The 20678-nt window shown below is 38.6% G+C and carries 14 protein-coding genes; 1 reads left to right on the forward strand and 13 read right to left on the reverse strand.

Going from position 1 to position 20678, the window contains the following annotated elements:
- Positions 1-266 precede the first annotated feature (266 nt).
- The 9 genes from IGJ14_RS13330 to yfmF all read right to left on the reverse strand — a co-directional run bounded on the left by IGJ14_RS13330 (position 267) and on the right by yfmF (position 17879).
- Positions 267-8171, reverse strand: coding sequence for a QWxxN domain (locus IGJ14_RS13330; protein ID WP_195475980.1), 7905 nt, complete (start codon positions 8169-8171; stop codon positions 267-269).
- 365 nt (positions 8172-8536) lie between these two features.
- Positions 8537-8740 carry a hypothetical protein gene (locus IGJ14_RS13335; RefSeq protein WP_029594071.1) on the reverse strand — a complete coding sequence of 68 codons (204 nt, stop codon included), beginning with the start codon at positions 8738-8740 and terminating at the stop codon, positions 8537-8539.
- A gap of 192 nt (positions 8741-8932) precedes the next feature.
- The gene (gene rny, locus IGJ14_RS13340) at positions 8933-10489 is read right to left on the reverse strand and encodes a ribonuclease Y (protein WP_010734077.1); all 1557 of its coding nucleotides are present in this window, start codon (positions 10487-10489) and stop codon (positions 8933-8935) included.
- Between the two features lie 288 nt (positions 10490-10777).
- Positions 10778-11818 (reverse strand): recombinase RecA, encoded by a 1041-nt coding sequence (recA, locus tag IGJ14_RS13345; RefSeq protein WP_019723454.1) that lies wholly within the window; start codon positions 11816-11818, stop codon positions 10778-10780.
- Positions 11819-11923: 105 nt separating this feature from the next.
- Positions 11924-13168, reverse strand: a complete 1245-nt coding sequence (locus IGJ14_RS13350; protein ID WP_019723897.1) for a competence/damage-inducible protein A — start codon at positions 13166-13168, stop codon at positions 11924-11926.
- A gap of 224 nt (positions 13169-13392) precedes the next feature.
- Positions 13393-13971, reverse strand: coding sequence for a CDP-diacylglycerol--glycerol-3-phosphate 3-phosphatidyltransferase (pgsA, locus tag IGJ14_RS13355; protein ID WP_019723896.1), 579 nt, complete (start codon positions 13969-13971; stop codon positions 13393-13395).
- Positions 13972-14142: 171 nt separating this feature from the next.
- Positions 14143-15033: a helix-turn-helix domain-containing protein gene (locus tag IGJ14_RS13360; protein ID WP_019723895.1), complete on the reverse strand. Its 891-nt coding sequence runs from the start codon at positions 15031-15033 to the stop codon at positions 14143-14145.
- Positions 15034-15328: 295 nt separating this feature from the next.
- Entirely contained in the window at positions 15329-16618 is a 1290-nt protein-coding gene (yfmH, locus tag IGJ14_RS13365) for an EF-P 5-aminopentanol modification-associated protein YfmH (RefSeq protein WP_019723894.1), read from the reverse strand.
- Complete coding sequence (gene yfmF, locus IGJ14_RS13370) at positions 16611-17879, reverse strand: EF-P 5-aminopentanol modification-associated protein YfmF (protein WP_019723893.1); 1269 nt, start codon at positions 17877-17879, stop codon at positions 16611-16613. Before yfmF ends, yfmH begins: the two co-directional genes overlap by 8 nt.
- A gap of 222 nt (positions 17880-18101) precedes the next feature.
- Here yfmF and mscL point away from each other — a divergent pair, with 222 nt between their 5' ends.
- The gene (gene mscL, locus IGJ14_RS13375; RefSeq protein WP_019723892.1) at positions 18102-18566 is read left to right on the forward strand and encodes a large conductance mechanosensitive channel protein MscL; all 465 of its coding nucleotides are present in this window, start codon (positions 18102-18104) and stop codon (positions 18564-18566) included.
- Positions 18567-18601: 35 nt separating this feature from the next.
- Here mscL and IGJ14_RS13380 read toward each other — a convergent pair whose 3' ends face one another.
- The 4 genes from IGJ14_RS13380 to IGJ14_RS13395 all read right to left on the reverse strand — a co-directional run bounded on the left by IGJ14_RS13380 (position 18602) and on the right by IGJ14_RS13395 (position 20678).
- Entirely contained in the window at positions 18602-19039 is a 438-nt protein-coding gene (locus IGJ14_RS13380) for a GNAT family N-acetyltransferase (RefSeq protein ID WP_023520523.1), read from the reverse strand.
- Positions 19040-19132: 93 nt separating this feature from the next.
- The gene (locus tag IGJ14_RS13385) at positions 19133-19378 is read right to left on the reverse strand and encodes a Veg family protein (RefSeq protein WP_010734068.1); all 246 of its coding nucleotides are present in this window, start codon (positions 19376-19378) and stop codon (positions 19133-19135) included.
- A 116-nt stretch (positions 19379-19494) separates the two neighbouring features.
- Positions 19495-20070 (reverse strand): sigma-70 family RNA polymerase sigma factor, encoded by a 576-nt coding sequence (locus IGJ14_RS13390; RefSeq protein WP_019724411.1) that lies wholly within the window; start codon positions 20068-20070, stop codon positions 19495-19497.
- A gap of 77 nt (positions 20071-20147) precedes the next feature.
- Complete coding sequence (locus IGJ14_RS13395) at positions 20148-20678, reverse strand: NYN domain-containing protein (RefSeq protein ID WP_019724412.1); 531 nt, start codon at positions 20676-20678, stop codon at positions 20148-20150.

Below are 20678 nucleotides of genomic sequence, written 5' to 3' on the forward strand. Positions count from 1 at the left end.
GGGTGACGAATGTCACTATAACAGTTAAACGATTCTTCTTTATCATCTACTTTTCTTAGTATCTAAAGCAAGAGAAATACACTCTTACTCCCAATAAACATTTAGAACAGAAATAACCTCTTCGAAAATAAGACTGCACATTTTTATGCTTACTGTCTTAGTGATCGAAGAGGTTATTCTTCATATTTTAGCTGATACTTACAGTAGTAAAATTATACTTTATCTCTGTGCTATCTTTTTTTGGCTAGTGCCCTTTACTGTTCGTTTTACAGACTAACCTGTTTTCCCTTCACGATAGACTGCTGGTAAGTGATTGTCGCATTGGTCTCTTTACTAACCTTTTTGCCATGACTTATGACCTTTGCAAAATCTACCGCCCCATCTCTTGTTTGAGCAGGTGCTTCTGTCGACGTTTTTGGTATTGCTTGTTTCTTTTCTAAAGGTTTATCTTGTTCAATCACTAAAAAACCACCTGTTTTCATCGTCGTTGCACTACTAAACAGTTTACCATCTCCCAATCCTTCTTCTTTTATCTCTCTTTTGACGCGGGGCTGATCGTGGGACTGATTTTTATGCTCAACCCCTCTCATGATCCTTGCAAAATCTGCCGCTTCATCTCTTTTTTGAGTAGATGCTTCTGCCGGCATTTTTGGTACTGCTTGTTTCCTTTCTAAATTTTTATCTGGTGGTACAATTGAAAAATCATCGTTGGAATTCTGGTAAGTTGCTGTCGCATTGGTCGCTTTATTAATCTTTTTGCCTTGACTTATAATCTTTGCAAAATCCGCTACTTCATCCCTTGTTTGAGTAGCTCCTGTCGGCGTCATTTCAGACAATTCTTGCTTTTTTTCTAAATCTTTAGTTTGTTCTAAAACAAAGAAATTACCTGTTTCCATCATTGCTAACACAGTGAATAGCTTGCCATCTCCCAGTCCCTCTTCCTTTGTTTCTCTTTTGACACGCGGTTGGTTATAGAACCCATTTTGATTGGCAAAATCTCTTATAATCGTTGCAAGCAATTGAGCATCCGTCAATTTGAAGTTAGTAAATAATAAAGGGTCTTTTTGAAATGCTTTGATGACAGTTTTTTTAGATAATCGAGGGGCATTTTGATGTTTTGCTACCGCTGTAACAAATTGATCAAAATTAGGATGTTCAAAATATTCTGCGTATCGTGCAAGAAAATCATCTTTCACATTTTGACCACTCGGCAAAAATCCAATAGGCGTTAGCCCATATTTAACAACATCATATGTTCCTGAAACAATGTGTGTGGTTTCATGCGTAATCGTTATCTCTGGGGGTGCTGCCATTTGGATTCCTGGTAAAATCTCTGGTCTTTTATGGAAAGCATCCGCTACAATAATGATGCGACACTCGGCATCTTCTTTCAATACAAAGGCATAGGCTTTCGGATCATCATTACTAATGGAATAATAGGCATGTGTCTTCTCATCTAGAACAAAATCAGTCGAAACGATCCAAATATTTTCAAATCCCCAGTCTGCTGTTTGACGCAAAAATTGTTCGCCTTTTGTTGCGATCGAAAGGAGCCTCTCTACTGATTCCTTTAAAATCTTCTCTTGTTGAAAAGAAGGTGGTATATCAAGGAATTTTATTAAGTATTGACCTTCGGCTGTTTCTGCTATTTTATCTACTTTTAATAATTCTAAACACACATCTTTGACGATTCTGAAATTTTCCATGGCGTTCTCGAATTCTTGTGGAAGTTTCTCTATAAACGGTCTAAGTGATTCCGGCACTTTACTTATATCTAAACCGGAAAAAACGCGAAACTGATCCCCTGGTTTCAAAGACAATACTTTGGTGATAGCATCAGCAATCGATTTTTGTGCTTTCTCCTCGTCAATAAAGACAATTCTTTGTGGTTCTGAGACAAAATTATCCAACGGTTTAATCGGAACTGATTCATCTTCTAACCTTGAAATCCCATGTAACGGCGAATACTCGATTGCATTCAGCATGCTATACCAACCCCACCATCGATTGGGGGATACTGGAAGGGTATTATACGGCGGATACAATGAATTCTCACGCCTCTGCATAACTGCTCCTCCAGAAACTGAGCCTACATCTGCTTTTTTAGATGTGCTTGCTTGTGGAGAATTAGGTCCATGATGTTGGACAGTCCCTGGATATTTTTCATGGGATTTCTCTAAAGACGTTTCAAAACGAAAAACACCATTATTTGTGTCCAAACGTAACACGGTCATTGGTGAAAGGAAATTTTTTTTCACCAAATGGTAACGATTCGTTTCTTTGTCCAACAGAACTAATGGAAGGTATTGTTCTTTGATTCTGATATAAGATCGCCCAGCAGAATTCCACATCAAACCATTCTCATCCGGTGGCGATAGCGTAGTCGGAGTCAGTAATGACTCATACTGATCTAGTTCCTTTCCTACCTTTTCACGTACTGCTAGCGAAACACTTGGACTAGTTTCTGCTTCAAAATACCACTCTACCCCATTAAAGTTTACCGGATGTATCGCTCCTCGATCATATACATCATAACGGACACCATGGTTCTCAATTGTACTGATTCTAACAGGCACTAGTTTCTTATTCATTTCAATGAGGGTATGGCGAAAATCTCCTTCCCCAGTAACCGTTAAAGTAGTTGCCTCCCCATAAGCTTTAGGATTTAAATTTAGTTCTTCTACAGCTAAGTCTCTGTTAGGAATCTTCATTGAAACTCGCTTAATCAAATATTTGTGTCTGCGAAAAAAAACTGCCTGTCCCTCAAACAGTCTTAGTTTTGTCCCACGTAAGGTAAACCGGTTCCCATAAACATCCCCTTTTTTTAAATCTGAAACTGGAACATATAAATGATCTTGCACTCGTTTCACACGGATTTCTGGGCCATTATTTGGTAAAGTAGCTTGCGTATAACTTTTAGCCCAATCGTGGGTTTCTACACCAAATTTTTCTAGTTTTGCCGCTACTTCCTTGAGTTCCTTTCTAATAAATACCTGGTTTTTTAACCGTATCAATCCCTTAGATAAGGCTTTTGAACTATCATACAAAAATCCTATTCCTGGATCAGCGTAAAGTATAGCACTCACAACAATTGATCGAAGCTCTGATGGTTTGGGGAGAAAACGTGTGCTATGGCGTACTATACCTGCTGCGCCATGTTTCATGATCGTTCTTGCCATACCAAATACAAATCTCGTATTAAATGCAGTGACTTGACCCAATACAGGAATCAAGGAAACTGCATCAAGCATGCAACTGGGGACCGCCTCACCAATATCTTTATTGATACTACCGACCACACAATCGTAAAAAGGAATGAGATGTTTGAAAACATCCCAAACTTTTTCAGCCGTTGTTGTCTCTCTTCCTGAATCATATAGTTGGCGATAGACTTTATCCCGGTGTTTACCGCTAATATGGTTGATAAATGTCTCCTGTGCATTACCTTGTAATACGAGTTTGTTCTGATTCGAATCCAGTTTAAGAATGTACGGCTTATCTCTGATCAGAACTTTATCGTCATATTTTCGAAATTCATTTTTCCAAAGATCGGGTCGATTAAAAAGCCCATAGCGGAGATATAACATAGGATCTTTATCCACGCGATAAAGCTTGTATCCTCCATCTTTTTCCAGCCTTTTCAACGCATAACATCTTTCTTCTCCTCCACGAGTAACTACAAATAAATCTGTCTCATCCAATGTAAGGAGCGTCTCTACTTCCACTTCTTTTGCCAAAAAGACTGGTGGAAAACCTGACTTTCCTGGTCCGCTTGCTGGATGACTTGCTTTATGACTCAATACTGCCTGTGCCTCATATATACGACTTTCCGGTGAAAATATAAAATACAAATCATCTTTGTGGAATGAATCCATCTCAAGTCGTATCAGAAACTGATCCAACGAATAAAATGATTCGGATACAGCTTTCGTTAACCGCGTATACCATTCATTGATATCTGGTGGGATCCATGGACCCGGACAGGGATTTCCGCCAGAGAGATAAACTTGTCTGCCCGCAAGACTAACTTTGATACCGAGTCTATTGCACTCTTCCAGTACTTCATCCACAAGCACTGATTGTTGGCGCCAGTTGATTACTGCTGTTTGATAAGATAAGACAAGGTCATTGACCATTTCTTGCTTTTTTATTAGTTCAAAATAGCCACGTTGCAAATAAGTGACAAAGGTGCTTAACGCGACTTGTTGATAGTTCCCTTTTGCTAATGGACCTCTTAGGATATTTGGGTCCAACTGAGCGGTAGCCAGTGTCGCTGGAACTAGGAGATGAGAAATTTCTTCGACAGTATCAATCCCTTTATCTCTAAAACTATCAAAGAAAAGCTCGCCTACTGATTTGATTTCTGTCTGATTGAATTTCTCAAGGTAACCTAGATCCTTTAATATTCTAGAACCTGTCATCTGCATTAAAGAATCATAATCAGCGATCAATACATCGTCACCAACTTCACTTGATTTAAGAAAGTAATTAGGGAGTGCTCGATTCATGAACATAATCCATAGTTTAGTGATGTTATTTTGTAAGCCTTTTTTTTGATCTACTTGTGGAGTGACTGATTTCGGTGGGATGTTGATTAGATCTGCTTTTATCAATTCTTCTACTGAAAATGACTTCCTAAGCTGGCCGATCGTAAATGTAGATGGGTCAGATGAATCAATGATCTGTTTTGCTGCATACCCTTCAATGGTGGTACCCAGGACATTTTCAACTGTCCATTTCATTACGGTCAATTCAGCGTCTCTATCTGAGATCACTTCTCCTGGCTGTCCACCATATAGTTTTAACTCTTTCAGAATGACTTTTGCTATCGCTTGGACTTTCTCAGATGAGACTCTGCCATCCATCCCTGTTTGTCCAAACCATTCCCCTATAGCAGACAAAATATCTTCTTTGCTTACTTGGGTAGCTGACAGCGTGCCTTTTTGACGAAAAAATGTCTCAATTTGTGTCATGATTTTCTTATCCAACCATTTATTGATTGTTACTGCTGGTGTAGATCCTGCTTTTTCATCTACAGTCGCAGAGGGAGTGGTGGTAGGCAAAACTAAATGATTGCTTTCGATCATGTCCCATAACCAATTCGTGAACGTGATTTCAGCGCCTTTATTTGAAATGACGCCATCTACTTCCTCACCAAGGATGACTTGAGCAATTTGCTTCATTTTAACCATGTCTATAACCTCTTGATTTGCGCCTTCTAGCAATACCCAATTTGAGACTATTTTCGCAAAAGCATTGTCATCCGTAGTTTCACAATCCACGCCTTTTTCAGTTAGGAATTTAGCTACTCTTTGTTTTTCTTTTTCTAACTTTATACGATCTATGGTAATATGTAACACTTCTTTTGGCTGACTATTCGTTTGTGTCGTAGGCTTAAAATCATTTTCTGAAAAAAAACGTTCAATTTTTTTCTTAACTTCCTCTTCATGCTCCTGTTCTTGATTCTTTTTGATTTCTTCAATATCGATACCCAAACGATCGTCTTGCCCCTTCTTATACGTATAGCCCATCTGTGCGTTATTGTTTTCCCACTGCAAGATAATCGCTCGTGCCTCAGTATCCGTTAAGGGGATACCTTCCTCACCATGAGCCCTCAAAATCATATTCGCTGCTATGTTCTGCCTTTTGCTGATTTCTTCATACTGTAAGCCTTCAAAGATCCATTTTCGCAATAACAAAACCAGTTGGCGTGGTGTTGCCGTTGTGAAATACATTTGTTCTTTATATAGGAACTTTCCGACTACTCCATTCGCCTCTTGGGTATGCTTTCTCATATCAAAAAGCTTTTTATGATAATAAATTGGCACGATTAGTGTTTGCTTTGGAATACTATCTGGTCGACCATGGATGAAATCATCATAGATTTGATTATTTTCTTTTAAATGTTTTTTAACTTGAAGAATCGAGACGGACTCCGCTGGTGATAAATCATATTGAATAGTTTGTTTCGTCTTCTCTTTATAACGATACCCCACTAGCAACGTGTTCGTTTTCCATTGTTTATAAATTGCTTGTAATTGTATATCGGATAAGAAATCTCCTAGTCTACTATTTTCAATCCCGTACCCTTTGTGGATGAGATAAGCTAAATACTGTGCCCGCTCCGACTGTAAGGTTTGGTCATTTTTCCAATTCCTACCTGCCCAATTTTGAACAACCTTGATCAACTCCAAGTCGGTATCTATCTGGCTCACAACTCCTGTACCGATGAAAAAAGATTTAAGCAGATGATTCACATCAGTTGTCTGATTTTTCTGCTGAAAAAGCTGTTCATCAAAATGAAAAACTGGTAATAATTCTGACTGATCAAAGGGTTGTATATCTTGAGAGATGGCTTCGGTGATTTGAAGGACCTTACTATAGTCAGAAGCACTAACAGGAATGAATAAATTATTGGTTAGATCATTTTCTGTGACTGTTTCATTATGTTTTTGTATCGGATTGATCTCAATATTCTTAATTTCAGTAAAAGTATATGGTTTAAACACGTTATTTGTTTCCCATTGAAAGAAGATATTGATTGCTCTAATAGCAGTTAACTGCCCAACTGAAAGACCATAAGCACTAAGAATAATCTTAGCAAGCTGTTGTCGCTTCTCAAGAAGCTCATGATTTGATGCACCTCTGTTTGCCCAGCTTTGAAGAGCAAGGAAAAAATCATGGAATGGCTTCTCTTTCATGTCACATAATTCACTATGCTGTTCACAAACAGCCTGTCTGATTTTTTCATTTGCTTTGTCTGTTTCATTACGCTGACCAAAGACTTCTTGATCATACCAGAACGGAGTAAATGGTTCATCGACGGGCACGGGTGACAGTTTATTTTCCAGATAAGCTAACATGACTTTGTTGATTTTCTCAAGTGTTTCCTCAGAAAGTGCTTCTGACGATTTCAGACCAACAAGCGTTGGGTTTGTCGGTGGTTCCATTACAGGTGGCTCATCCATCGATTGCGTAGGAAGGGTTGCTGCTTCCGCGACAATCCTTGTTTTTAAGAAATCATACCGCTTAACAAAACGGTCAATCATTTCTGAAAAATCTCCGGCTAAAGCCACAAGTTTTGCGGAAATGCTCACGTCTGTTTCATGAGATGCTCGTCTTTTCGAATCATCTGTCCGGAGCTGCTGACTTAAAATAGGTTGCTGATCATATTTCCTATTGTCTTTGCCTAACGAATCAGAAGATTTCTCTTGTGTTCCAGGATCGCTAGAGAAAGTTTCGATTAATAACTCTGTAAAATGTCCTAAAATATTGTATTTTCCATCTGTGTGATTCCTCGAATCAAGGGTTTGTTCTTGCTGATGAAAGAAGGAGCTGAATACTTTATTTAGACCATCCCAAAAAGAATGAACACTAAGAGTCACATTTTCTGGTATTGGAACGTCTGTGGTCGTTTCATTCTTCTGATACTTTTCCTCAAAAGTCTGTTGAAAAAAATTTTTCAACTTTTCAGCCGCATTACTTGCATTAAATTGCTGTGGATCATTTGCATTCGTGCTTTTCTTGAATGAAAATTGCTGTAAGGAATGGGTTGTATGACTTCGTGCTTCATTCAATGTATGTGATTCAGCGATAGCATTTTGGCATACTGTCTTAAAATGGATTTGAGTATGATTTTTATTTTCCCACAAACCGTAGTCTTTCTTGTGAAAGGCTTGTTCGGTCGTCGAACAGTCAATAAGATCTGAAATACCATGAGCAAATTTGTGCACATCTATACTAAATTGATGAGCAGCGTCTGCTAAATCCGAAAGTGGCGAGACAACTTCTGGTTTGGATTGTTTGATTTGGGTGGTGTTCGTTGGTAAAGGCAGGGTCATTCTTTTGGGGTTAAACGTCGAGCTAGACTTGAGCGCAGGCATCCGCACTTGATTTCCGATCTGTTGAATTTCAACATGCGTATCTACTTCTAAAACCGCACCTGAATCTTGAACCGCTCGTTGCTGATCAGGGCGTTCCTCTGGCATCCGTAGACCAGCTAGAACGCTCCACATAAAGAGGAATCCTGTAGGGGTTAGGAGGTCTCTCGGGGTCTGACCTGACTTACTTACAATGTCATGGACTATATTGTCTCGCTCTTTTAGATCATCTTTCTTATTAAATTCGTTGTGGAACTCACCAATTTTTCGATTAAAATCTTCTCCTGGCATTTCTTCTCACTCCTTCATTAAAAGATGCAAATCAACTGAATAAGGTGATAAAAATCACTAGTTTTATTTGCTTTTCTACAAATCTCTTCTCCCCATCACTTTCATCATACAAGGGTGGTAAAAATTTATGTGCCTTTTATTCAAGTAATTTAGAAAAAAATGGTCAAATAAATTAGATTGAACGTTCCAAGATGAAATGGCTGATTTTCAACTTATTACTCAAGAAGGTGTGCATTTTTTGGCTAGGTAAAAAGGAATTCATTTAAGTGTTTTTTTACACCTAAAACGACTGAAATGAACACTTCCTGTCATTTCAGCCGTTTTTTATGAATGTATGTAAACATATCTTTTCTTATTGTCTTGTTTTAATTTCCTCTTTTTTTTGATTTGAGTTTAACGATCGACAATTCTATGACATAGTAAAACATCAGACTATAAATGCCTCTCGGCAGGAAATCACGATTCACGATATATTCAATCGTGATCCCAAAAGCACTCCCAACCAATCCAGAATAAATGACGATTAGATAGGGATGTTCGTCAGCAAATTTCATTATTTTCATCCGCAATATGCTTCGCCTCCTTATACTATAGTTATTTCAAGTATTACTATACCGTTAAAAAACTATGGATATCTTATCTGTCATAAAAGATCATTTTAAAGTCATAAGCGTTGTCACGATCTGTTCTGCCCTAGAATAAAAAAAATGACCCAACAGACTAATCTAATCTGTTGGGTCATCCTATATTTTAACTATTTTTTATTTCGCATAATCGGTTGCACGAGTCTCTCGGATCACGATTACTTTGATGTGTCCTGGGTAATCCAGATCATCTTCGATGCGTTTACGGATATCGCGTACTAAGCGTACCGCATCTAAATCAGAGATTTCTTCTGGTTTAACCATGACGCGTACTTCACGTCCGGCTTGGACAGCAAAACTTGATTCAACACCGGCAAAGCTGTTTGAGATCGTTTCTAGGCTTCTCAAACGACGGATATAGTTTTCCAATGATTCGCTTCTTGCACCTGGGCGAGCTGCTGATAATGCGTCTGCAGCGGCAACTAGGACGGAAATAACAGAAGTTGCTTCGACATCGCCATGGTGAGAGGCGATCGCGTTGATCACAACCGGATTCTCTTTGTATTTCGCTGCTAGTTCTGCACCGATCTCAACATGTGAGCCTTCAATTTCATGGTCTAATGCTTTTCCGATATCATGCAACAATCCCGCACGTTTCGCCAATTGGATATCTTCGCCTAACTCCGCTGCTAAGATTCCTGATAATTTCGCTACTTCGACCGAGTGTTTCAACACGTTTTGGCCATAACTTGTTCGGAAATGGAGACGACCCATGATCTTGATCAAATCTGGATGAAGCGTATGTGCGCCGACTTCAAAGGCTGCTTCTTCTCCATATTCACGAATCCGTTCGTCCATTTCTTTGCGTGATTTTTCAACCATTTCTTCAATACGTGCTGGATGGATCCGTCCATCTTGAATCAGTTTTTCTAATGTCATTCGTGCGATTTCTCGACGAATTGGATCAAATCCTGAAAGAACGACTGCTTCTGGTGTATCATCAATGATCAAATCGATCCCTGTAAGGGTCTCAAGAGTCCGAATATTTCGTCCTTCACGTCCGATGATACGACCTTTCATTTCGTCATTTGGCAATGTCACGACAGACACTGTCGTTTCAGAAACTTGATCTGCTGCACAACGTTGGATAGCCAATGAAAGCAAGTTCTTCGCTTTGCGATCTGCTTCTTCTTTTGCACGTTGTTCTGATTCTTTTACCATCAAGGTCAGTTCATGATTCAACTCTTCTTCGGTTGATTTCATGATTACTTCTCTTGCATCTTCTTTCGATAAACCAGCAATTTTTTCTAATTCTTTTTGTTGATCTTCAATCAATCTTTCAACGTCTTTTTCTCGCTCTTCAATTAATTGCTGTTTTGAACTAAGTGCCTCTTCTTTACTTTCAAGTGAGTTTTCTCGTTTTTCTAACGAGTCATCTTTACGATCTAACGTTTGTTCGCGTTGGATCAATCGATTTTCTTGAGATTTTAGCTCTAATTTACTTTCTCTCAGCTCACTTTCAACTTCAGAACGATATTTCTGATTTTCTTCCTTAGCTTCCAACAATGCTTCTTTTTTTAGAGTTTCTGCTTCTTTTTTTGCACCTTCAAGAATACTTGCAGCTGATGTTTTTGCACCAGCAATTTCTTTCTCATGACGTGACTTCGCAACCATAAACCCTAAACCAAGACCGACAATTAAACCGATGATAGCGAGGAGAATGTTGAGTCCCATTAAATCCACCTCCATACTATCTTTTCCATTTTTATCATCTACCAATTTCTATGATAAATTATTCTAAACTATAAATATGCTGTTGCATATGTGCATAAAAACCTGCACAAGTTTATTCTAATGTTTGTTTCCAGTAGTGTCAACTTTAAATACGAAAAGAAACGGCTTCCTTGTTTTTCAAAAAAGGGAGGTTTTGATCGAGTGATGATTGATTTTTTTGTGCTTATTCTAGAGAAAAATAAAAAAACATCCGGTAGTTATTAGACTACCGGATACCCGCTTATTTCTTTATTCATCTAGTGGTAATTCTTCTTGTGCTTCTTCTGGTACATCAACTGGTTCACCGATGCCATAAGCTGCACGCACTAATGTAGATACTTCAGCCATCATCTCTGGATGATTTGACATATAGATCTTCGCGTTTTCACGACCTTGACCGATGCGATCTTCTTTGTAAGAATACCATGCACCACTCTTGTCAACGATATCTTTTTCAACTGCCATATCCAATAGCTCGCCTTCTTGAGAGATACCTAAGCCATACATGACATCGACTTCAGCGATTTTGAATGGTGGCGCTACTTTATTTTTTACGACTTTGATCTTTGTACGGTTACCGACAATGTCCGTTCCTTGTTTCAATTGTTCAGCACGACGTACTTCCAAACGGATCGTTGCATAGAATTTCAGCGCACGTCCTCCTGGTGTGATTTCTGGATTACCGAACATCACGCCAACTTTTTCACGAATTTGGTTGATGAAAATCGCGATCGTTTTTGTTTTGTTGATCGATCCTGACAGTTTACGTAAGGCTTGAGACATCAAACGAGCTTGTAACCCTACGTGTGAGTCACCCATCTCACCGTCGATCTCTGCACGTGGTACTAAAGCTGCTACTGAGTCGACAACGACGATATCTACTGCACCACTTGATACTAAAGCATCAGCGATCTCTAATCCTTGTTCTCCTGTATCTGGTTGAGAAAGGAGTAATTCATCGATATTTACCCCTAATTTTTGGGCATACTGCGGGTCTAAGGCATGCTCCGCATCGATAAAGGCGGCAGTCCCACCATTTTTTTGGACTTCTGCGATTGCATGAAGTGCAACCGTTGTTTTACCTGAACTTTCTGGACCGTAGACTTCAATGATCCGTCCACGAGGATAGCCACCTATCCCTAAAGCAACATCTAGTGCAAGAGAACCACTTGGAATTGTCGAGATTTGTTGGTCGATTTTTTCGCCCAGTTTCATGATCGAACCTTTCCCATAGTTCTTTTCAATTTTTTTCAATGCAGCATCTAAGGCTGCTTTACGATCATCTGCCAATACGATAATCCTCCTTATTTTTACGACTCAAAGTAACATTTCATTACGTTTATAATATCTTTTTTATTTATAAAAAGCAAGCAAAAACCGAACAAATATTCGCATTTATTTTTTTCTTAATAGTTGCTTTCTCAGCAGATCAAATCCTTGCATAATCGCACTATTTCTGATTGCAGCACGGTCTCTCGTGAAGTGACACTCTTTTGTCTCTACGCCTTCTTTAGATGCAACGGCCAGCCAAACTGTTCCTGCAGGATGTCCTTCTAATGTGTCGGGTCCTGCCACGCCGGTAAATGCTACGGCATAATCTGTACCGACGAGCTGACGCGCGCGGATCGCCATTTGTTCGGCACATTCTTTACTGACTGTGCCAAACTGCTCTAACAGGTCTGGATCGATGCCTAAGAGCTTTGCTTTGGTCTCTGCTGAATAAGTCACAAAACCACCAGAAAAGACTTGAGAGACGCCAGGAATCGCTCCTAGTGCGGATTGAAAGCCTCCGGCTGTCAAACTTTCAGCTGCTGTGACTGTCTTCCCCTGTTCTTTCAGTAGATCCACGACAGCTTGTGGCAACGAATAGTCATCCCCATATCCATAAAAATATTCACCGACACGGGCTTGGATCTTTTCTTCCAGTGCGTGCAACGCTTGATTCCCTGCATGAATATCTGACGTTTTGACGGTCAATCTCAGTGTGACTTCATTTGGTTTGGCATAAGGAGCAATCGTGGGATTGATTTGTGTAGCAATCAAGTCTTTTAGATCGGTTACTAATTGTGATTCACCAATGCCATAGAAGCGCAACACTTTTGAGATCAGTTTTTCTTCTGAAGGGAATTGTTGTTCTAACAAGGGGCGTACTTGTTCTACAAACATCGGCTTCAACTCACTCGGTGGCCCAGGAAGTAAAAGATAGGCATTGCTTTTCGTTTGATAAAACGTGCCTAACGCTAAGCCAGTTCGATTAGGTAATGGTGTGCCACCTTCAATGATTTGGGACTGTTGTAAATTGTTATCCGTCATTTTTCTTTTTGTCGTTTCGAAAAATGCCAACAGTTTCTTGTAACCTTCTGTATTTTGGATCAGTTTTCTATCAAGGTGTTTTGCAACAACTTCTTTTGTTAAATCATCTTCTGTTGGTCCTAATCCACCACATAAAATGATTAGTTCACTTCTTGATTCAGCTAACTGGAGTAACTCCTCCAAACGAGTCGGATTATCCCCGACAACTGTGTGATAATAGACATCGATTCCTAGATCTGCTAACTGTTCTGATAAAAATGTCGCATTCGTATTCACGACTTGTCCAAGTAATAATTCTGTTCCTACTGCTATGATTTCAGATTTCATATTTGATCGCTTCCTTTAGTTGGGGAATAGTTATAGAATCCCCTTAGTTATCTGTAAATTAGTCTTTGTTTGACTAATTGGCTCTACCTAATAGTATACGCTATTTGATGGTAGATTCGTTTTTCCTTGCTCATTTTATTCTTGCTGGTGCGTCTTTTTTCCAAAAAAAAACAGACCGGGAACAACCGATCTGTTTCTGATAAGAACTAAGTGATTCGATGATGTTACATGGATCCTTTGAATACGCCACGATTCTTGATAAAGTAATCGACACCTGAATAGATGGTAAAAATCAGACAAGCGTATAACATGATTTGATCAAGGGGTACATTGATCAAGTTGAATGGGATATTATTGATGAATAATAAAATGATCGCAATCATTTGAGTAGCTGTTTTTACTTTTCCAGGCCAAGCAGCTGCCATGACTTCCCCATCCTCGACAAGCAATAATCGTAACCCTGTTACAGCCAACTCACGACAAACGATGATCGCAATCACCCATGCTGGCGCTTTTCCTTGACCTACCAACATGATAAAAGCTGTCATAACTAACATTTTGTCTGCTAATGGATCAGCAAATTTTCCGAAGTTCGTCACTAATCCTCTGGAGCGAGCAATTTTCCCATCTAGCCAATCCGTCACACTTGCTAAAGCAAAAATGATGGCACCTACTAGCTGAGTGATCGCTAATGACGTTGTTCCTACCGTTAATTGCCCCCAATCTAACGGAAGGCCGACGACTAAAATAAACACTGGAATCATACAGATTCTAAGTACAGTTAATTGATTTGGTAAATTCACAAGAACGACTCCTTTCTTTCCTATTTTACGTCAGTCCAGCAAAAGTTTCCACCAATAGTCTCTCAATTGCTAAACAAATCTTTCACTAAATTATAACCTACTATCTAAACAAGAAAAGAGAGCCCAACACAAGATTCCGGCTCTCTTTTACACGGTTGATGTTTAAACTAGTTATTCTGCATACTGCAAGGAAAGCGAAATATTCTTCAGGCTCGTATTATTTGGACCTGCGTTGATAGGCAGTTCTTCACCATTTAATTTGACCGTTGCATTACTCGCTGCTCCAAGTGTGATCATTGCATTTGTCGTATTTTCTGGAAGTTCTGTTGTTTTTGTATCATTGGCAACCAAGGTTTCTTGATAGTGATAATCAAACGTATTGTTCAATTGGACACCAATCCAGACACGTTCACTTGCTGTAAATTCCAATGTGATCGGTTTTTTCGCATCTTTTACCTCGATTGAAAGCGCACTTCCTGTGTCTTGTCCCGGTGTGATGGTCATTTTTTTCTCTTCTTCTGTTGATTTTGTTGTCGATTCCACGGTCGATTCAACCGTTGATTCACTTGACTCCGGTTCTTCTTCCGTGATCGAACCATCGACAGATACCGTTGAAGCTGTTCCACCAATGATCGGCTCCGATTGACGGTCTTGCCATGACATATATGCCACTACTGTGATGATTGCTACAGCGACTAATCCTAATAAAATCACTGGCAGACTTGTCCAGAATTTTGTTAGATTCTTTTCTTCTTCGTGCATGGCTTTTCTTGAACCACTCACTGTTTCTGGTTCTGGTCGTTTTTTGATGGTCTCATCTGCGAAAGATTTTTTCCCATCAAAAACATCCACTAAATAATCACCATCTTCACCAACAGCTTCTGCATATTGACGAATAAATGCACGAACATAAAATTTACCTGGCAATTGATCAAATTCATTTTGATCGATCGATTCCAAGTAACGTTTTTGGATCTTCGTCATTTGTTGTAATTCATCTAATGATATTTTTTTGTTTAAACGGGCTTGCCGTAATTTTTCCCCGATGGTTTCAAAAGCCACTCGTTCATCTTCTCCAGTCTGTGTATTCTAGTCAGAAGGTGCTTTCTCTACTGAGGATCGACCATTTTTTCTGACTGCTTCTCATTGAATTTTTGCTTTATTCATGCTCAATGTATAGTGTTCCCTCTATATTGATCAATCTTGCACTCAATCTACTTAAGAATACCACAAAGCGAACTTACTTTGGATAACATTTCATCTGTTTTAAAGTGAAATTTAAAACTTTCTTTTATTCTTACAAAAAGCATGACGAAACAGCGAGTATGTCCAATAAATTCAGAGTTTTTTTACTGTTTCACTTTTTTGGCTGCATATAAAATTCACTAAACACGTCAGCATTGATAAAAGAGCGTCCTACTTGAAGAAGATCCGTCATCTGGATTGATTCAATGATTTCTGGCAGATCAAACAATGTTTGGTCACCAAATAGACTTTGTGTAAATTGATTGGCGATGTATTCGATGGAGTTCAATGATTGGAAATACTGCCCTAACATTTTCTTTTTCAATAAGATCAAGTTTTCTTCTGTGATTCCTTCGTCATGTTCAAAGTTCAATAGAATCTCTTTTATTTTTTTTACTGCTAGTTTTGGTTGGTCCGAATCGCCACTGAAGTCAGCAAAATGAAATTCACGATCTAAACTAAACTCAAAGCCAAAACTATCATCAATAATTCCTTCGTTGTAAAGGGCTAAATAGTTTTGTGCAGTTGGGCCTAAAAGTAATTGTAGTAACAAACGAATCGCTGTTTTATATCTGAGCAATTCTCTCCCATTTTCAGGTAACACATCGATTCCTTTGATCCCTAACACAAATTTTTCTCGTGTGATCGCTGCTTCTAAGGTACTTATCGGCAGAACATCTGCTTGATTTTCGGGAAAGAATCGTTCGATTTTTTGAGCGGGTGGAAATTCTTTGGCAGCTTGATTGTGGCGAATTTGCTCCATCAACTGTTCTGGTTCCAAATTACCAACTACAAATAACACCATATTGCTTGGTTGATAAAAGGTGCGATAGCAAGTATATAGATCCTCTGCTGTGATGTCAGCAATACTTTCCACCGTTCCTGCAATATCAATGTGTAATGGATGATTGGGGTATAGATTGTTTAAGATACCAAAGAATAACCGCCAATTCGGATCGTCTTCATACATCTGGATTTCTTGACCAATGATCCCTTTTTCTTTATTGACTGTTTCTTCAGTAAAATAAGGCGCTTGAACAAAATCAAGTAGGGTCAAAAGATTTTTTTCTACTTGATCTGTCGTTGAAAATAAATAGCTGGTTTTTGTGAAGCTCGTGAACGCATTCGCTGATGCTCCTTGTTGACCAAACAATTGGAACACATCGCCTTCTTCTTTTTCAAATAACTTATGTTCCAAGAAATGCGCGATCCCATCAGGAACTTTCACTTTTTCCGTTGCACCATAAGGAATAAATTCATTGTCGATCGATCCATAATTCGTACTGAATAAACCATAAGTTTTGTGATAATCGTTTTTTGGTAACAAGTAAACCGTCAAACCATTCGGTAAGACTTCGTGATACAGTGTTTCATTGATTTGGCTATACTCTGCTTTATGCATTCTCTTCACCTCCAGCTAAAAAGAAGATTGCTTGTAATTCGATTTGGTTTGCTACTTCTTGAATATCTTCGATCGTTACACGTTCCATGCGAGCCAACCATTCCTCGTCCGATAGTTCAGTATCAGGAAGCCAGTGTGCTAAATAAGCGGATTCGATTGCAGCTTGTGGCGAATCCAAAGACAACAAATAGTGATTACGTAACATTGCCTTGGTTTGTTCAAGCTCCAATTCAGTGACTTCGCCATTTTGTAAACTTGCCAGTTGTTGATGGATCAAGTGCAAGACTTGATTACGATTTTTGGTCTCAATGCCTGTTTGTACAGTCAATAACCCACGAAAAGTATCAACGTTGCTAGACGCATAATAAGCTAAGCTTTCTTTTTCACGTACATTCATGAAAAGTTTGGAGTGAGGGAAGCCTCCGAATAAGCCATTGAAGACCATCAATGAAAAACGTTCTGGTTGATCGTAATAAACATTGGTTTGATAGGCTAGGTTCAGTTTGGCTTGCACCACTGGTTCTTGGATTTGTCGTTCCTTGATCACGTTGTTTTGTGTTTGTTGATAAAAGATTTCTGGTCGTACCACTTTTCGCTCAGTGAAAGGAAGCTCTTTTAACGCTTCGATTGCCATTGTTTCTTCGATATCACCCACTACAAAAATATCCACTTGGTCTTCTTTGATCATACGTGCATAATATTCTGCTAAGGCACTTGATGTGATATTTTCGAGTTCTTCAACGGACCCCATACTTGGGATTTTTTGTGCATCTGACTGTTCAAAATATAATTCTTGTAATGCTAATGAAGCCATTGTTTGCTTATCTTCATTTAAGCTTTCCAAATATTGCTTTAAGTTATTTTTCTCTAAATCAAATGTGGCTTGATCAAATGTTTGATTTTTGATGTTAGGGAAGAATAATACCTCTTTTAAAAAGGAAACGGCATTTGTCAAAATCGTGCTGTCATTGACATACGCACCATTGACGAAACTGATTCCGGCATTCATCCAATGTAGATTGCCTTTTTTCCGGACAGAAAAACCGAAACCAGCTCCATACAAATCAGCTAATTTTGCACTTAATTGTGTCTGATCCGGATAGTTCAAGCTATTCGTCTCTAATAAACTACTCAGTAATGAACGTTTGGTGACGATGTCTTTTTCTAAGGCTGTGGTGAACCGTACAAAAATACGGATCGTTTTAAATTGTTTGGTTGGTAGCACATGAAGGTTGACACCTTCTGTCAATTGATAGGCCATAAATAACTACTCCTTTTTGTCATGATCCTTGGATCTCTTAGCGATGATCGTTGTTGTTTCAACGACATAAAAGTTCTCTTTTTTTGTCCAATTTTTTTAAAAGTCACTTTCTAGTATAGCATACAAGTGATTGAACGAACGTGTGGGGATATTATTAAGCGTGTTGTTTTTACATTTTTTTATTCTTCGATATACTAGGATTAACAAGAAAGGAGAAAAACAATGATCAAAGAATTTAAAGAATTTATCATGCGAGGCGATGTGCTAGATCTAGCTGTCGGTGTAGTGATCGGTAGTGCTTTTACGGGCATTGTGAATCAAATCGTTCAAGGTCTGATTACTCCCTTAATTGGTTGGGTCGTTGCAATGATCACAGGTACCTCTGATTTGGATGGTGCATTGTCTGTTCTTGATTGGTCACCTGCGAAAGGGGTCACCTTTTCTTTTGGGAATGTTATTAGTGCAATTATTACATTTGTCATTACTGGTTTTGTTCTATTCCTAGTGGTCAAAGCAGCCAATCATGCGAAAAAATTACGACCAAAAGAAGAAGAAGTGGTGGAAGACAAACCCACTGCGGAAGATTATCTTAGTGATATTCGCGATCTATTGGCACAACAAACAGCTGAAAATAATGCACGCCCAACTGCCCAAGCAACTTCTGAGAGCACGGATCCTAAAGCGTGAGATAAAAAAAACAGAAGGAAATTCTTCTGTTTTTTTTATGCTTGTTTTCTCATGTCTAAGTGGGGGATTCCATCTTCTAAATATACTTCTGAGATTGCCTGAAAACCAAAGGATTCATAAAATGATTGTAGATATTCTTGTGCCCCGATCACGATCGGACGTCCAGGTGCATTGGCTTCGATCGCCGCTAATGTTTGTGCCACGATTTTTTGTCCTAAACCTGACTTGCGATGCGCCTGATTGACCAAGACTCGTCCAAAATGAACTGTGTCTTCTTCTGCATAAATACGTGTATATGCCAAAATCGTACCATCTTCATCTTTAAAATAAGTATGCCATGCGATTTCATCGATCTCATCGACTTCTTGGTAAGGACAATTTTGTTCAACAACAAATACGGCGATTCGCTCTTTCACGATTGCATAAAATTCTGCTGTTGTTAGTTCTGCAAATTTTTTTACATAATGCTTCATCATCAGGACCTCCGTTCTTTCTTGCTAATAGCATAACGAGTTAGATACAAAAAAGCAAACGAACCTCATGTATAATCTAGGTCCGCTTGCTTTTTAAACTGCTTCAGTTAAAAATTCGATCTCAACTGTTCGAGTAAGTACATCCGAATAACTGTAAGATACTCGTTCAAATGAATTTTCTTCAGGATCCAAGTCTACGACAAAGACTGAAGGATAGGTTTCTGTTAAAACGCCTCGGCGTTCCGTTTGACGCTTTCTTCCGGTCTGTGCAACCAACATGATTTGGCTGCCGATACGACCTTCTAAATCTTTTTTGATTGTAGCTAAAGTTAGTGGCATACAATTCACCTCAATTACTATCATACCATATATAGTAAAATTTTTCAAGTTTACCATATCAAAAAAAGAAATGCAATAGAAATAAGTAAGAAAAACATTAGTAATGCTATAAAAAATCACTCATTATAATCTTTCAGATGTTTTTTTATCTTATATTTCACTCGACCGTAAGCGCTTTTTATTTGCTTCAGATCCATTGATAATTCTCTCTCCATCTCGCTAAAATCATTGCCTTGCATGTAATGTTGAAAGATTTTTGCCTCTTTTGATGAGAATTTGATATCGCAGTCCTCGAAAGCTTCTTTTAATAGTAATTGTTGCATCGCAACAGGTTCTTGGATGGTGATCTCGGCTAAAAAATCTGGTCCTTCTGTCGCTATTTTTTGTTCAATAGAAATTTCATTTTTTTGGTCTCGACGTTTTAGCGCGTTTTGCTTACGCAATAAAGAGTAGATTTGGTTACTGATAATACTTTTGTAATAACTCCCAAAACTGACACCTTTATTATTTTCGTACGTTTTAAGTGCTTGATATAGAGCAATCCTTGCTTCTTGTTCCCAATCTTCACTTACATAATTCCTTAGATAATAAATATTTTTCAACCGTAATAATAACGGGAAATATTTTTGATACAGCATAGAAAATGCTTCTTCATCTCCATTACGGGCGGCGCACAATAACTCCTCGGACATAAAATAATTCCTCCATAACTTTCGATTATGGAGGAATCTTACCATCAATTCATTGAATAACTAATCGTATCTGGCTGTTATTTTTCTTTTCTCATTAAATCGTCCAATTTTTGGGACAATTTTTCTAATTGTTCTTCATTCCACGGAGAATTTCGTCGAAAATCAATAAAACGCATATTTATATTATCTTGGGTAATATTTTTTTCTGTTTTTTTGATTGTTTTATATAATTCGTACGCGGAAGTTCGTAAGGCACCTTGTGAAAAAATCACCCATTGTTCTGCTAAGTCACTCGTTGCGACAGTCACTTGCGTCAAACGAGTATTCAACTCTCCAGCGATCCGCTCGATATACGTATCTGCCGTTTCATCCTCTTTTGTGAACACGACTTCTAATTGGTATTTTCGATAATTTTGTTGGATACCTGGAACTAATTGTGCATCAAAGACGACGATTACTTCAATACCTTCATATTTTGCATAATTCGATAAACGATGCAACAAGGCTTCTCTGGCATCCGCCATTTTATCTTGCTTTTTCAGTGCCACTAATTCCGGCCAAGAACCGATCATATTATAGCCATCGACGATCAACAGCTGCTTCTTCAT

This window comes from Enterococcus sp. DIV1304_2 (genome assembly GCF_050555445.1).
GTDB lineage: Bacteria > Bacillota > Bacilli > Lactobacillales > Enterococcaceae > Enterococcus_B > Enterococcus_B pernyi.